Origin of the sequence: Bdellovibrio sp. HCB288 (assembly GCF_047305935.1) — a bacterium.
Classification (GTDB): Bacteria; Bdellovibrionota; Bdellovibrionia; order Bdellovibrionales; family Bdellovibrionaceae; genus Bdellovibrio.
The window spans coordinates 2794326-2809735 of record NZ_CP178619.1 but is presented as its reverse complement, the minus strand read 5'-3'; the positions used below and the strand labels follow the sequence as shown (position 1 = coordinate 2809735).

17 protein-coding genes are annotated in these 15410 nt (G+C 46.9%); 5 read left to right on the top strand and 12 right to left on the bottom strand.

The features are described 5' to 3' along the window. Positions 1–5 precede the first annotated feature (5 nt). The 6 genes from rpoZ to ACLVWR_RS13745 are packed head-to-tail and all read right to left on the bottom strand — an operon-like array spanning position 6 to position 5276. Positions 6–245 (bottom strand): DNA-directed RNA polymerase subunit omega, encoded by a 240-nt coding sequence (rpoZ, locus tag ACLVWR_RS13770; RefSeq protein ID WP_088614336.1) that lies wholly within the window; start codon positions 243–245, stop codon positions 6–8. 51 nt (positions 246–296) lie between these two features. Continuing rightward, the gene (gene gmk, locus ACLVWR_RS13765; RefSeq protein ID WP_340599536.1) at positions 297–854 is read right to left on the bottom strand and encodes a guanylate kinase; all 558 of its coding nucleotides are present in this window, start codon (positions 852–854) and stop codon (positions 297–299) included. Position 855: 1 nt separating this feature from the next. Then, positions 856–1737, bottom strand: coding sequence for a YicC/YloC family endoribonuclease (locus ACLVWR_RS13760; protein ID WP_340599537.1), 882 nt, complete (start codon positions 1735–1737; stop codon positions 856–858). After that, entirely contained in the window at positions 1734–2702 is a 969-nt protein-coding gene (gene miaA, locus ACLVWR_RS13755; RefSeq protein ID WP_413583506.1) for a tRNA (adenosine(37)-N6)-dimethylallyltransferase MiaA, read from the bottom strand. The genes ACLVWR_RS13760 and miaA overlap by 4 nt, the downstream gene beginning before the upstream one ends. Next, a complete protein-coding gene (mutL, locus tag ACLVWR_RS13750) occupies positions 2702–4651 on the bottom strand; it encodes a DNA mismatch repair endonuclease MutL (RefSeq protein WP_413581213.1) in 1950 nt (649 codons plus the stop codon). The genes miaA and mutL overlap by 1 nt, the downstream gene beginning before the upstream one ends. Before the next feature lie 37 nt (positions 4652–4688). Then, complete coding sequence (locus ACLVWR_RS13745) at positions 4689–5276, bottom strand: hypothetical protein (protein ID WP_413581212.1); 588 nt, start codon at positions 5274–5276, stop codon at positions 4689–4691. Between the two features lie 183 nt (positions 5277–5459). On the opposite strand from ACLVWR_RS13745, the gene ACLVWR_RS13740 reads away from it, so the two are divergent. Continuing rightward, complete coding sequence (locus ACLVWR_RS13740) at positions 5460–6269, top strand: TIGR02147 family protein (protein WP_413581211.1); 810 nt, start codon at positions 5460–5462, stop codon at positions 6267–6269. Further along, complete coding sequence (locus ACLVWR_RS13735) at positions 6266–7207, top strand: hypothetical protein (RefSeq protein WP_413581210.1); 942 nt, start codon at positions 6266–6268, stop codon at positions 7205–7207. The genes ACLVWR_RS13740 and ACLVWR_RS13735 overlap by 4 nt, the downstream gene beginning before the upstream one ends. A gap of 15 nt (positions 7208–7222) precedes the next feature. On the opposite strand, the gene ACLVWR_RS13730 is transcribed toward ACLVWR_RS13735, so the two are convergent. From ACLVWR_RS13730 to ACLVWR_RS13720, 3 genes are all read right to left on the bottom strand, one after another. Beyond that, on the bottom strand, positions 7223–7999 hold the full coding sequence (locus tag ACLVWR_RS13730) for an SH3 domain-containing protein (protein ID WP_413581209.1): 777 nt from the start codon (positions 7997–7999) through the stop codon (positions 7223–7225). Between the two features lie 40 nt (positions 8000–8039). Beyond that, entirely contained in the window at positions 8040–8735 is a 696-nt protein-coding gene (locus tag ACLVWR_RS13725) for a polyprenol monophosphomannose synthase (RefSeq protein ID WP_413581208.1), read from the bottom strand. 74 nt (positions 8736–8809) lie between these two features. After that, positions 8810–9250, bottom strand: a complete 441-nt coding sequence (locus ACLVWR_RS13720) for a hypothetical protein (RefSeq protein WP_413581207.1) — start codon at positions 9248–9250, stop codon at positions 8810–8812. Between the two features lie 79 nt (positions 9251–9329). Between ACLVWR_RS13720 and ACLVWR_RS13715 the strand changes: the two genes are divergently transcribed. The 3 genes from ACLVWR_RS13715 (at position 9330) to ACLVWR_RS13705 (ending at position 11297) form a co-directional block, all read left to right on the top strand. After that, positions 9330–9983 (top strand): hypothetical protein, encoded by a 654-nt coding sequence (locus ACLVWR_RS13715; RefSeq protein ID WP_413581206.1) that lies wholly within the window; start codon positions 9330–9332, stop codon positions 9981–9983. 17 nt (positions 9984–10000) lie between these two features. Continuing rightward, on the top strand, positions 10001–10663 hold the full coding sequence (locus ACLVWR_RS13710) for a hypothetical protein (RefSeq protein WP_413581205.1): 663 nt from the start codon (positions 10001–10003) through the stop codon (positions 10661–10663). A gap of 70 nt (positions 10664–10733) precedes the next feature. Next, positions 10734–11297, top strand: coding sequence for a Yip1 family protein (locus tag ACLVWR_RS13705; RefSeq protein ID WP_413581204.1), 564 nt, complete (start codon positions 10734–10736; stop codon positions 11295–11297). A gap of 109 nt (positions 11298–11406) precedes the next feature. Here the strand turns inward: ACLVWR_RS13705 and dut are convergent, their stop codons facing one another. Genes dut through pnp form a run of 3 tightly spaced genes read right to left on the bottom strand, consistent with a single transcriptional unit; the run spans position 11407 to position 15262 of the window. Continuing rightward, the gene (gene dut, locus ACLVWR_RS13700) at positions 11407–11856 is read right to left on the bottom strand and encodes a dUTP diphosphatase (protein ID WP_340599548.1); all 450 of its coding nucleotides are present in this window, start codon (positions 11854–11856) and stop codon (positions 11407–11409) included. Continuing rightward, entirely contained in the window at positions 11853–13121 is a 1269-nt protein-coding gene (locus ACLVWR_RS13695; RefSeq protein WP_413581203.1) for a M16 family metallopeptidase, read from the bottom strand. The genes dut and ACLVWR_RS13695 overlap by 4 nt, the downstream gene beginning before the upstream one ends. A gap of 47 nt (positions 13122–13168) precedes the next feature. Further along, positions 13169–15262: a polyribonucleotide nucleotidyltransferase gene (gene pnp, locus ACLVWR_RS13690; RefSeq protein WP_413581202.1), complete on the bottom strand. Its 2094-nt coding sequence runs from the start codon at positions 15260–15262 to the stop codon at positions 13169–13171. Positions 15263–15410: the final 148 nt, after the last annotated feature.

Here is a 15410-nt window from a genome sequence, read left to right as displayed (position 1 = left end):
CTAGACTATTTATTCAAATCTTTTTCGATTTGAAGAAGAGCGTCTTTAGGATCCATCGCCACTTCATAACCTACGTTACCGATCGCCACTTCACGAAGTGCAGATACGATGTATTTGTTGCTGCGAGTGGAAACAGTCGCTTCAGCACCTTTTAGAAGTTGCTTCGCTCTTTTAGCAACCATCAAAACAAGAGCAAATCTGTTAGGAACTTTTTCCAAGCAATCTTCAACGGTTACACGAGCCATTCAATGCCTCCGGGCGCAATTAATTCATGAATTCAAAGGAGGAAATTACCCTTAACCTAGTAACTTTTCAATGATTTTCTTAAATTCGGCATAGGATTGCTCGAATTGGTCGTTGACGATCTGGAAGTCAAACTTGGAGGCCTCGGCGATTTCTTTCTCGGCATTGGCCATACGGACCTCGATATCCGCCGGCATCCCCCCGTCCCTTTTCTCAATTCTACGACGCAACTCGTCGATGGACGGTGGCAGAATAAAGATGGTCTTGGCATCCGGATACTTGGATTTAAAGGTCAACACGCCCTGGATATCGATATCCATGATCGCGCACTTCCCGGCAGCCCACGTAGACTCCAAAGACTCATAGGAGGTGCCATAGAAGTTGGTGTGAACCTTCGCCCACTCCACAAAGAAACCCTGCTCAATTTTGGCTTTGAATTCGTCATGGGAGATAAAGTGGTACTGCAAACCGTTCTTTTCACCCTTACGGATGTTACGCGTAGTGAACGTAATAATGTCCACGAGCTGAGGAATCTCCTCAATGGCTCTGGCAACAAAACTACTTTTTCCTGCGCCGCTGGGTGCAGCGACAATTATCATACGCGTTTTCATATTATTGAACGTTCTGTACCTGTTCTCTTAATCTTTCGATTAGGGTTTTCGCTTGTACCACGCTTTGAGTGATCTTGGCTACCTGAGACTTTGAACCGATCGTATTCACTTCACGCAGCAATTCCTGAGTGTAAAAATCAAGCTTTTTACCCTCGGCCTGCTGGGATGCGATCAATTGACGATAGTTTTTAATGTGCTCACTTAAACGACTTAATTCTTCGTTGATGTCGGCTTTTTCCAGCTGAATCACGATTTCCTGAGTCATACGAGCCGGATCAATTTCGTTCCCCTTCATACGAGAGCGAATCTTGGTTTCATATCTCTCCTGAAGCTGCGCATTGGCCTCTTCACGAAGAGTGGTGATGACTTTGATTTCCTTATCCAAAGAAGCCAGAAGTTTTTCCAGATCCTTGCGCAAAGCTTTGCCTTCGCGCGCGCGTTCTTTATCACAATTGCTGCAAGCATCAGCAAAGGCCTTTTTCAAGACCTTATCTTCGCCAGCGAACATCTCATAACTCTCTTCAAGTTTGATGACATCCGGCAATCGCGCCATCGCTTCCAGGTGAACCTGATAACCAATGCCCAATTCTTTTGCCAGGTGTTTGTAAGCCGCAACGTACTTTTTAACCAAAGCATCGTTCACGGTCATTTGCGCTTTTCCGGAGGACGTGGCCTTCACTCTTCTGGAAACGAAAATATCCACAGTTCCACGGGATAAAGTTGCACCCAGAACTTTTTTAAGCTCCCCTTCCATCGCCACGAATTCGCGCGGCAAATGAAAGCGTGTTTCCAAAAAACGACCGTTCACAGCACGAATGCTGACTTCCACAGTGACGTCTTTGGATTGAACTTTTGCGGTGCCATAACCAGTCATACTTTTCATATAGATCCATTCTTGTCTTCGGGAGTAATTGTGGTCAAAGAGTTCAGAAATTTCTCGACCACGGCCCTCGCCTCATTGTATCCGCGAGCCCCATCAAACCAATGAATATCCTTGTCCCTTTGGAACCAGGTTTTTTGGCGCTTGGCCAGCTGCCGAGTATTTGTCGTAATTTGTTCTAAAACTTGATCTTCGTTGACATGCCCGCGAACAAATTCAATCGTTTCTTTATAACCAACGCTGCTCAGTGGAGCCCAACCTTCCAGACCCAGGTCCAGAAGCTTTTCAACCTCATCCACCAGCCCGTCTTTCAGCATCTTGTGCGTGCGCAAAGCAATGCGCTCGCGCAGAACTTCGCGGTCCCACTCGGGGCCAATTTTTAGGAGTGGATAAGCAAAAGGCGTTTTCTGTTCATCAAACTCTTTTTGAATTTGCGTGACCCCTTTGCCTTGAGTGCGAATCAACTCGATCCCACGACCAATACGATAATGATCGGCGATATTGATTTTAGCTGCGTATTCGGGATCCACCTGAGTCAATTCGGCATAAAGTTTCGCAGGCCCCTCGGGTAAAGACATTTCGCTCTCGACCTGAGCTTTCATTTCCTCTGAAACTTCGGTCACGGGATACATGCCTTTTTCAATCGCCATGAAGTAAAAACCCGTCCCACCCACAACAAACACCGGAGTACCGTCAGGGATCTTTTCCATGACTTCCGAAAAATCGCGGCAGTAACTGCCGGCGGTGCTTTCTTCAGGGGGTGTGACGTAGCTTACAAGATAATGCGGAACCAATTGCAGTTCTTCAGGCGTGGGCTTTGCCGCCCCGATCTGCACGTGAGAATAACACTGAACTGAATCACAGTTGATGATGACGCCCTTGAATTCCTGCGCAAGTTTCAGCGCCCACTCGCTTTTGCCAGTGGCCGTGGAACCGACAACAAAAATAACGGGCTTGGTTTTATTCATCACACGATTCGCCCGAAATCCTTTTCAAGCTTGTAGAACGGATACTCCACACTGACAGGACGCCCATGAGGACAGAAACTTGAAAGTGGGAAATGATCCATTTCGCGCAAAAGATTTTTCATCTGATCAATGCTCAAAGCCTGACCTGCGCGCACCACCGAATGACAAGCCATCGTGGCACAGATGTCACCAACGGCTCTTTCCAAAGAGTAGCTGCCACCTTGATCGACAACTTCCGTTGCCATGCGATCCAGAACTTTACCTAATACAGATTCTTTAATAAACAAAGGCGCCGCTTTCACGCCGACAGTTCCCGGTCCCAAGGGCTCGATGAAAACTCCCAGACGTTCGATGTCTTTTGCCAGCAACAGAAGTCCTTCGACTTTTTCCGGCGACATATCGATCGCCAGCGGAAACAGGAAATCCTGGATGTCGATTTTCCCGCCCTTCCAGGCGTTCATCAGCTTTTCGTAGGCGACTCTTTCGTGAGCCGCGTGTTGATCGACGAAGACCATTTTGTCGCGATGCTGAGTCACGATGTAAGTTAGATTCGCCTGACCCAAAACTTCCAGTGAAGACCAATAGCCGCCACTGACGGGAGCCACTGTCTCGTTAGAAATCATGGTCGATTGCGCTCCCCCCGCTTCAGGATTTTGATTTGTAAAATTCTGACGGGACTCTGCCGCATCCATCAAAGTCTGATAGCTGGTTTTATTTTGCTGAACTGAAGACGCCGGAAAGTTGAAATCTTTCTTTTGAAATTGCGTCGTTTTAAAAGTGGAATCATTAAATGCCAGATTTTCTTTGGGCATCTCCACCGGAGCATTTTGCCCTCCGGCTTCGCCGGAGTAGTTCGCAAAGTTTGGCAGGCCTTTGGCTGAAGAATAAGTCGCCGCAGGATCAGAATAATCAACGGTCCCACCCGCTTCACCAAACTGCGCTTGCGAGCGCAGCTGACCGCTTTGTTGAATCCACGGGGCTTTCTCTAAAGTCGAACGCAAAGCCCCCGCCACGGCTCGGAAAGCCAAGGACGGATCATGGAACTTCACTTGAGATTTCGTCGGATGAATATTGACGTCAATGTATTCGGGATCTGTTTCAACCCATACCGCTGCAATCGGGAACTCCCCGTGCATCAAAAGACTGCGATAGGCTTCATTCACCGCCGCTTGCAGACTGCGATCCTGAACCCAGCGATTTTGCGCAAACAGCCAGATATTTTTAGCTGTCTTTGCGACGTTATGAGGATCCGCGAACACAGCATATGCTTTTACATATTCGCGCTCGGCTTCGCCCACGAAAAGGGGTTTGATTTCCAGAATTTGTTCTGCGCGCTCTTTGCGGTCCCTGCAGGCTGGCCAAAAATTCACGAGCTTGCTGTTTTCCTGAATTCGGAACTCAACATCATGATGAGCCAGGGCCATCGCTTTCAGCGTGGTTTTGATCGCCGTGTGTTCTGCCGCATCTGATTTCAAAAACTTCAAACGCGCTGGCATGTTTTCAAAAAGACTTTCCATCAGCACAGTTGTGCCCTGGGAACCGCCGACCCGGTCGATCGGTTGTTTTTTGCCGTATTCACTGACCAGTTGAAATGCCTGCTCATCGCCAGCACGTCGGGTTGTCAAAGTCATTTTACTGACCGAAGAAATACTCGCCAAAGCTTCCCCACGGAAGCCGAAGGTTTTCAAACTCCACAGATCATCGGATTTTGAAATTTTGCTGGTTGCAAAACGATCCAAGGCTTTGGGCAAATCTTCAGGCGACATGCCCTTCCCGTTGTCGATGACCTTAACGATTCGTCCACCATCAAAGAACTCGACATGCACGCGCGTGGCGCCAGCATCTATGGAATTTTCAACGAGTTCTTTTACAAGATGTGCAGGACGCTCGACCACTTCGCCTGCGGCAATTTGATCGACTACTTCCGGGGATAATACTTGAATAGACATGGGCGAAACCATGCCCTACAGACGCAATTAAATCAAACTAGTATTGCGGACTTGGGCATTCGCCATTTTGCTGACACTTTAACAGCATCATACGCAAATGTTGGGTTTCCTTAAGCGTCAAATTCAACTCAAAAGTCGCCCCTTGTGCCACAGATCCTTGGGGACCCACGGTGTAAAAAGGCGTATTTAACGGAACCTGAGCCGCCGTGATATTCGTGTCGCCGTAAGACGTAAATTGCAGGGAATTTGGATATTTCTCAAGGTTCCAGAAAAAGCGCAGCATTTGCGACTTCGCCTTCATCAGACCGTCTTCCATGTTTTTCCAGCATTTGACTTCACCGAAAAGCACAACCTTATTCGTCGCGCGATCGATCACGATGATGTCCAGCTCCCCCACGGTTTCTTTACCCGTGCTATATTCGATATCGCCGGTGATTAAAAACTTATCTGCGGGATAGCTTTGGGCCAAACGGACTCTTTCCAGTTGTTCACACACGGCACCATCCGGATCAAAATCAGCGCCTGAATTCTTAATAGAATCAAAAGCGGCGTTCAGATCACCGGCCAAGGCCAAAGAGGATACAACGAATGTGCTGATAAAAAAGAGTACTGCGGCTTTAAACATGAGTGGCTTGTAACCTACTCGCGTTGAAACCGTCATCAATATTGCTTCGCATCATTATGTTTGGCTCACTGGATGCTCACTTTTTGGCTCAAAACCTTTCTTTTGTTCAAAAATATTTTGGCACATTTTGTTCCAAATTCTCTAGACAGGGATAGGAATACTCAATACTAACCAGACATGGAAATGGCAAAGAAAACCAAAAAATTGCAAACTAGGAACGAGCACAAAGACTTTCGTTTCGTTCTTCAAGAGAGCTTGGCGGAGCGTTGTGCACGCAATCCGAACTACTCCCTGCGATCCTTTGCCAAAATGTTGGATGTGTCTCCGTCAGCTTTATCAGCGATAATAAATGGAAAACGTCCCCTTACTCATAAAATGAAAGAGCGCTTGGGACTTAAGCTGGGCCTGGAGATTTCGGATCTTCAAAAGTTAAAATCAAAACCTCACGGAAATAGCAAAAAACGGAACGACTCTTCTCAGGACATATTTCATCCGATTGCGGCAGACACATTCTCGATCATCTCCGAGCCTCATCACTATGCCTTGATGGAGTTGATGAAGACCGAAAATTTTCACTGGAACACGAAATGGATCGCGAAAAGGCTGCAGGTGACTGTCTCTGAAATCAATATGGCGATCGAGCGCCTCCTGCGAGTTGGACTTCTGGATCGAAATGAAGATGGCGATCTATTCGATACAACACAAGGGTTTAGTTCAGATATCCGTGAGGGCCTCAGCACTATTGCGCAAAGACGTTTTCAAGAACGCTCTTTAGAAAAAGCAATCCAGGCCGTCCAAACAGTTCCTGCCGAAATACGCGACAACACTTCGATGACTATGGCGATCAATACAAAAGACTTAGCTGCAGCGAAGGCCTATATCAAAGAGTTCCGTCGTCGCTTTTGCAGTGATTTAGAGGCTAACCCCGTTGTCGACGAAGTTTATCAATTAACTATTTCTTTTATTCCTTTATCAGTAGGAGCTGAAAAATGATGAGATTTTCAATCACTTTAATAATGCTATTCAGTATCAATTCTCACGCCACTCCAAAAATGGGACGCGAAAGTGGCGGTGGCACGGAGGTCTCTGCTGGATTCGTTTATATTGGAAGAACGGCACTACTTCTTTTAAACAGTGACGGCATCATATCCCGACAACAGATTGATGAAACAATTAAAGAAACTTCTGTATTTGATGTGGACAGAATCTGTTCGCAAGATCCAAATACTGGGGCTATCAATTGTTTAGATGCGCGATATCAGGCAGAACTTAAAAAAATTGAATTTGACCGAAAAAAGTGGCGCCCCAAAAGCTGTGAAGCCAAATTCGCGCTTGCTGCTCACGAGTACCTTCGTGCCGCAGGTCTAGAAGACTCCAACTACCAAATTTCCAATTCTTTCCTAGGAGGCGGACCGAACGGAAAATACTCGCGAGAGATGACGGCTGTCTGCAATGATTTTGGAATATCGACCCCTATGAATAATCCGGATTCATCCTCGTCAGCATTGTTGCCACCTGGATATGAAATCGTCAAATTTGATGAGATTCCTGTAGGTTCGACAATCACGATCAATCGAGATCTTTTCGTTGTTCCAAATCAAGGCTGGGCCGCATTTGAAACGGTTAAGAAGCGTCCCGGTTATGAACTCGATACAGTTCGCACAATGTGCATGCTGAGATTAAAAAGTGCTCAACCTCAGGGCTTAAAGCTAAAAGCTCCAATAGTGTTGAAAACTATTTCTAATTCTAATCCTTCTTCATTGGTTGACGTCGAGTCCAACAAGGCGGCGATAAAGACAATCCATTGTACTATTAAATATGAACGAGATGGCAAAACGGTGCTTTCCGACATTCCTTTTTTGGAAACTGTCGCGAGACTACTTAAGACGGTAAATGGATCAATTCACCTGCCGGAATTACCGGAACAATAGACCCAACTGTTACCTCTAAAAATCGAGGCCGGCGGTGATTCCGTATCCGAAGTAACTTTCTTTTTCCCAATAGTACTTTATATCGGGACGGATAGAGACTCGCTTAATGCGATAGGAAATGCCAGCGTTGAACAAAACTCCCAAGGTCATGTCATCCGCAGAGAACGGATCCACCACGCCTGGCAGTCTTAATTCAAAATGCGAATACTTTAGCATCGGACCGAAGCCATAGAAGAACAAAAAATCTTTGCCCTTCGGTAGAACTGTTTGAAATAGGAAGTTCAAAATAACGATGTAACCACTGCCCTCATCCCCGGTGTAGTCCTTGTAGTACGAAGGTGCGCCCGAGTGAAAAAGAATATTGGTTTCGGTATAGATGTCGCCGGAAAACAGAGTGTTGTAACCATGAAAGTTCAAACCCAAAAAAGAGGTCTGTGCATTCCTGCGACCACCCATGGTGTCTTCAGCATAATCAATAAAGTTTAGCGACAGTCCCCGATAGCGCGTGGCAAAGAATGGTTTTTTACCCGAGTACTCGGCCTCATCGGGATTCTCGGAATCCTCCTGCAACTGTTCCTTGTCGATAACTCCGGGGCGAATCTCGGCATCAGAAATCCAACCCGTGACTCCGGGCTTTAGGCGAACCTTGAAAAAAGGTCCCTTCTTGCCCTTGGAGATAGCCATCACCTGACCTTGCTTCAGCACTGTCATCACCGGGGCATCGAAGTCAGGATCTTTGTAGACTTGTGCCTCGTCGGCAACGACAGTCCCGCGCTGTGCCTGAGCCAGCACAACTCCTGGAAAAAAAAGAAGAGCAACTAGAAAGAAGCGCTTACTTAAAGCGAATAAGCCAAACACGCCAGAATGCCTCAAGAACAATCTTCAAAGACATTTTGCTTTGACCCACGCGACGATCTTCAAAAACGATCGGAGACTCGGCTCCCTTGAAGCCTTTTTTCAAAGCTTTGTATTTCAATTCAATTTGAAAACTGTAGCCGTTGCTTCCCACAGTCGAAAGATCGATTCCCAAAAGAACTTCCTTCTTCCAGGCGTTGAATCCACCCGTCCAGTCATTCAATGGGAAACCCAAAATCATGCGGGAGTAAATGCCGCCACCGCGAGAGATAATTTTGCGGATCAATCCCCAGTTCACGGTGCTTCCGCCTGCGACATAACGGGAGCCAACTGCGAAATCATTGTCTTTAAGCTTAGCCAAAAGAGGTCCCAAATCCTGTGGACGATGGGAAAAATCCGCATCCATTTCGGTAATGGCTTCATAACCCTGATCAATACCCCAGCGGAATCCGGCGATATAGGCTTTACCCAAACCCTGTTTACCAGGACGGGAAAGCAAGTGAAGATTCGGAAGAGACTTTTGCATTTCGCGAACGATGGCACCTGTGCCATCTGGAGAGTTGTCATCAACAACCAAAATATCAACGCCCAAATTTTGAGCAAATACCGCAGGCACAATGGTCTGCACGTTTTCTTTTTCATTGTACGTAGGAATTACGATCAGAGTTTTCATGCCCCTAAATTGGCATAAAGCTCCCGGACTGGCAACGAACGCGCCGCATCCGGGCGGCATTGGAACTCAAATTTTTAGATAGAACGAGAAACCAACTTACCTTTGCCCTTGTTTTCCAAGGCATCGGCTTTTTTCGGTGTAATGGTTGGCAAATTTAACGGTTTGGTCAGCAAGTACTTTGGATCCTGCTTGCGCACGTCCAATTGGATTTTAACCTTGTCTGCTGCCGCCGCCGGGTCTTTCACGTAAAGAATCGGATCGAACCCACATGTGCGACACACCACCGACAGACGCCAGCGGATTTGCACGAACACTTCCGAGATCGCCAAACACACCACAAAGGCAATCATCACGCGAGGATCATACTCCTGCCATATAGCGAACATGACCACGATCGAAGCCATAGCTGCGGCAAGGATGTTCATCACTCCAATATTTTTCTTGCGATAAATATTGCGCGGAGTTTTGCAAAAGGCGCAGTAGCAATTGTGTTTGGTCTTAAATAAAGAAAACATATAACCAGTCTGCCAAAGACGTGGTCCAGATTGAAAGATCATTTTTTGAGAAATGACAAAGCCTTGCTAGAATCACCTTATGACAAAACTAAAGACGTTCCAATTCGCTTTCGTTTCCCTTTTTACAATCTGCTCCTCAACTATGGTCTGGGCTGCTTCCGCCGCCGAATACCAAGAGGTCGGCTATGACGACTTGGTTAATGAACTCAGCCAGAAGAAATCCTCCTACGAGCAGGTCAAAAAAGACGCTAACGGTCCGCAATCCCACATCGGTATTGGTTACGTGAATGCGTTCACAAACATCTCCACCGAAGGTGAAAACTTCAATCGCCGTACCACGGGTGTGCAACTTTCTGCCGGCCGTGATCTTGGCTCCCGCCAAACCTATGCTGAAGCTATTTTCCGCAACTACGGTTCTGCTGATTCCATGAACGAAGAGTTTTCCTTGCGCGAACTTGAAGGCAAAGTGGGCTACACGAATCAAATTGAAGGACTTTGGAACTACTCCATCAGCGGTGGTTTGTCTGCTCGCATGATGAAATATGTTAACTCTGCCAAGGATCTGCATGTGGATGAAACAACCCCTTCAGTTGTCATTTCCAGCGGTCTGTTTGCACAGCTTAACAAACACATCTCCGTGGGTATCGAAGGTAGCGCCCGCACGGCTTTCGTTAATAAGCCCGCAGATAAAGACTCCTTTGACTTCGCGTTTCGCTTGAACACTTCCCTGTAATTCGCAATACTGAGCGAGTGGACACACTCGCTCTTCTTCTTAGCTTATTCGTATTCCTTGTCGCCTTGGCCGTCTGGACCAACAAAGCGCGCTCCAAACAACATTACGATTCAAACCTGACTCCCAATTGCCTGCTGACTCGCTGGCCATTGTTATTTGTCACGGGTCCGCGCAGTTTTTTTTACTTCTCCAATTACTGGAACATCTATCCTTCGTTTCTGGCCGAACACGGCTACGAGGTCTATCACCTGCGCCTGCCGTGGAGTGATTCCCTGCTACGACAGACTCGCCTGACTGAGTTTTTGAAATCCCAGGATGCTGCCAACAGACGCTTTCATATGGTTTTGGATTCTTACTCCCTGCAAGAGCTGGAACCGGTCTTACGTGAATTGAAACCGGAATGCCTGATGTCGATCACGGAAATTGCTGACACGGACAGCATCAAGCCTACCAGCCTGAAAGCCTCATTCGTCCCTCAGGAAACACTGCAAACCCTGCCCTCCAAGAAAGGCAGCTTCTTTATCAAGTGGGCCTATGATCTGCATCGATTGCTACTTTTCGGCCGCCCCCTGCCTTCACTGAGCTGCCTCGGTGCAACCAAGGCGACACAACTCCAAAACGCCCGCCTGCTTTTGGAGCGAGCACAAAACCTTGCCGAAATGGACCTGCGCGAAGGCTAAACTAAATTCACTCGCTATTTGGGCTCGCTTACTACTTGCTAACGGACTCTTGTCGTGGTGCAATGAGCCTATGAGCGACTACCGCGACGTAACACCAAATCAATCCCCACACCTACAAACCGCCAAAGAAGTTTTCAATTACATCATTGATTACCTTCGCCACCCGATTCAAAAGATCAAAAATCTGCCGGATTGGAAGTGGTCCTCTTTGTTGATCACACTGGCTGTTGTTTCAATTATTTCTGGGGTTATTTCCGGACTGATCCCACCCAACATCTACCGCATTGGTGCAGGAATTATTTTCGCCCCGTTTGTTGCGTTGGTGATGACATGGCTGGGTGCTGTCTTCATTTACTATTACTTTCAGGTGTTCGAAAAAAGAACCTGCTCGCTGCGCTTGATCTTCACTTTGATTCTGTTTGCAAACATCCCGTTTTTTATTTTCCAAGCGGGCTCAGAACTGATTCCACCACTCACATTGGTAGGCTTTGCATTCACCACCTTATTGATGGCTGTGGGCTTGACTGAAAACTTCCAAATGGAAAAGCGCAGATCTCTGCGCCTGGTGACGATCCTGTTCGCCATCGTCTTCTTCCTGTGGCTCTACAACCGCATCGAAGTCGCAAGAATGTAAGAACCGCGCTACCAAGAAAAGCTGCATCAAACCCAGTATCTAACTCAAAACAAAAAAAAACCATGGAATCAACCATGGCTTTTTTTGTTTGGAGAAAGTGTGTCCGTACCTAAGCGCGACCTGTGGATCCGAAGCCACCTGCACCACGCTCTGTCTCAGTTAGCTCCTGAGCCATTACGAAGTTTGCTTGGTACACGGGCGCCACAACCAATTGCGCGCAACGCTCTTGATCGCCGATTGTCACAGCTGCATCACCCAAATTGATCACGATGATTTTTACTTCACCGCGATAGTCCGCATCGATAGTTCCCGGCGTGTTCAAAACAGTCAGACCGTTTTTTGCTGCCCAGCCGCTACGAGGGCGAGCTTGGATTTCGAAACCCATTGGGATCTCAAAGCTCAAACCCGTTGGGATCATCGCACGCTGACCTGGTTCCAAAACCACAGGGCCATCAAGTTGTGCGCGAACATCAACGCCGGAAGCGCCCGCTGATTGATAAGCTGGCAATTCACCTTTGAAGTTTTCAAGAGTCTTAATTTTTACGTTTACTTTATTCATAGCTCAAACCCCTCCCACCAGTCTTTGAGTTCCTCAACACCAGTGCCCAGCAATACGCCGGATGTTTTGTCAGTCTTAAGCTCATTGCGGATATAATCATTCACAGTGTCCACTGTGACCAGATTGATTTCCTCGATGACGGATTCGACTGATCTGTATTCGCCAAACACCATTTCATTGACGGCCAAAGAAGTCATGCGATTTTCGATGTCGTCGGAGCCCAGCAAAATAGAGCCTTTGACTTGAGTCTTAAACATCTCAACATCCGCTCTGGTGGCACCTTTGGTGCGCAATTTCTGAAACTCCTTGGCAACAAGATCCGCGACTTTTTTGACGCTTTTCAATTCAGAAGCCGCATAGATATTCAGCATTCCTGAATCGATATTGGTATTTAAGCTGGAGAAAATGGAATACACCAATCCGCGCTTTTCGCGCACACTTTGATACAGCTTTGAGGTCATCCCCCCGCCCAGCAAAGTATTCGCGATCACCGCTTCAAAGCGGTGCTTGTCATGGAAGCTCGCGGTCGGTAGTCCCAGCAACATGTGCACTTGTTCGGATTGCTTTTCCATCACGCGACGCCGACGCAACCAGCTTGGCTTTTTGCGCGTGTTCTTAAGTGTGGATTTTTTCTTTTTACCCAAGTGCTTTTGCACGCCCGCCATAAACTCATCATGATCCAGGCAGCCCGCTGCGCTAACGATGATATTTTTGCCGGTGTAGTTTTTCTTATAATAATCCAAAACCTGATTTTGCTTCATCAAAGCAATAGAGGCTGGTGTCCCTAAAATCGGACGACCCAATGGATGCTTGCCGTAGGCTTCATCATAAAGAACGTCATAGATCACGTCCTCGTGAGAGTCCTCTGACATCGCGATCTCTTGCAGAATCACACCTTTTTCCAGGGCGAATTCTTTTTTGACCAGATCCATATTGGAAACAAGATCAGACAAAACGTCCAATGCAGTCTCCCAATGATCCTTCAAGACAAGAGCGTGGTAGCACGTGTATTCGCGAGTAGTGTATGCGTTCAGCTCCCCACCCACGGATTCCAGTGATTTTGCGATTTGATAAGTATTGCGGGTCTTGGTGCCTTTAAACACCAGATGCTCAAGTAAGTGAGACATCCCGGCGATGGCTGGAGTCTCGTCACGAGTCCCCGTCAAAACCCAGATACCGATAGAAACGGCACGGGACCCTGGATGAAACTCGCTCATCACTCGGATCCCGTTAGATAGTTCAGATTTCTTGAACAAATTAGCCAATGTAGTTACTCCCATGCGCCGTCGCTAAAGCTTTGGCGCATAAGGCTTTACTGAAGTAAAGCCTTACGAGAAAGCTTCACGCGACCTGCACGGTCAACTTCAAGAACTTTCACATCGATAGTTTCGCCTTCTTTAAGAACATCAGTCACGGCGCGAACGCGCTCGTTAGAGATCTCAGAGATGTGCAGCAAACCTTGAGTGTTCGGAAGGATTTCAACGAAAGCACCGAACTCAGCGATTTTTACTACGCGGCCTTTATACGTTTTACCAACTTCAGCTTCAGCCACGATGTCGTTGATCATGCCGATAGCTTTTTTAGTTGCTTCAGGATCAGCGGATGCAATGTGGATTGTACCGTCGTCTTCGATCTCGATCTTAACGCCAGTCGCTTCAGTGATACCACGGATAACTTTACCACCAGAACCAATAACCTCGCGGATTTTGTCTGGACGGATTTTGATAGTCTCGATACGTGGAGCAAATTCAGAGATTTGACCACGAGGAGTTTTCATTACTTTTTCCATTTCGTTCAAGATGTGGATACGGCCGTCTTTAGCTTGAGACAACGCTTGTTCCATAACTTCGAAAGAAACAGAGTCAATTTTGATATCCATTTGAACCGCTGTGATACCTTGAGCAGTACCAGCAACTTTAAAGTCCATGTCACCCAAGTGATCTTCGTCACCCAGGATGTCAGTCAATACAGCTACGCGGTCGCCTTCTTTGATAAGCCCCATCGCCACACCTGCAACGTTGCCTTTAACAGGAACGCCGGCATCAAGAAGAGCCATCAAACCAGAACATACAGTACCCATTGAAGAAGAACCGTTGGATTCCAAAACTTCAGACACGATACGGATTGTGTATGGGAATTTCTCATGGTCAGGAAGAACTGCTTTAAGAGCGCGCTCTGCCAAGTTACCGTGACCGATTTCACGACGAGAAGTACCGCTCATACGACCCACTTCACCTACAGAGTATGGAGGGAAGTTGTAGTGAAGCAAGAATTTGCGTTTTTGAACGCCCAACAATGAATCAACCATTTGTTCATCATCGCCCGTACCCAAAGTCACGGTACCCAATACTTGAGTCTCACCACGAGTGAAAAGACCAGAACCGTGGGCACGTGGCAGGATACCAACTTCGTTGGCAACCGGACGTACAGTTGTCGTGTTACGACCATCGATACGAACTTTGCGATCCAAGATCATCGCACGAGCTTCTTTGTACTTAAGATCTTCGATAACAGTGTTTAGATCTTTTTTACGTTGTTTCAAAAGCTCTTTATCAGTGATTGTTGCAAGCAATGCTTTTTCAGCGTCAGCGGCTGCAGTTGCAGAAGCTGCGTAACGATCTTGCTTTTCTTTGATTGCCAAAGCAGCAGCAATTTTAGGCTGCAAGAAAGCTTCTGCAGAAGCTTTGAAATCAGCATCAACTGCAGGTGCTGTGAATGTGCGTTTAGCAACAGAACCTGTTTTTTCGCGCAATTCATCTTGTGCATTCAAAAGTGGGATCAATGCCTGGTGACCGAATTTCAATGCTGCCAAAGCGTCTGCTTCAGTGATGAATTTCGTTTCGCCTTCCACCATCAACAAACCATTGCGAGTTCCCGCAACGATCATATCCATGTCGGATTTTTCCATTTGTTGTGGAGTTGGGTTGGCGATGAATTGACCATCAACGCGAGCGATTTGAACCGCTGCAGTTGGGCCATTGAATGGAATGTTTGATACGTGAAGAGCTGCAGAAGCACCCAAGCTCGCCAGGATTTCCAATGGGAAAGAACCGTCAGCAGAAAGTACTGTCGCTACAATTTGCGTCTCGTAGCGGTAGCCTTCTGGGAAAGAAGGACGGATTGGACGATCGATCAAACGAGCGATAAGAACCGCATCGTTTGTTGGCTTAGCTTCACGTTTGAAGTAACCACCTGGGATTTTACCAGTAGCATAGTATTTTTCGATATATTCAACAGTCAGAGGGAAGAAATCCAGCTCAGATTGTTTTTTGGAAGAAACAGCAGTTACGATAACCATGTTGTTACCGCTGGAAACAAGTACTGATCCATCAGCTTGTTTTGCCATACGGCCTGTTTCGATTGTGATCTGTTTTCCACCTACAGAAGTAGTTACAGTCGTTTTCATTAAATCTCCTTATTTAGCGAAATTTCTTTTTCGCCATCCGTTTGTGGAAGCCATCTCAAAAATCATTCCGAGATCTCAGCAGCTATCTTGCTACTGGTGAAGTCAGCACGATTTCTCAGCTGGCTTCCTGTTTTTTAAAATTCGAAGG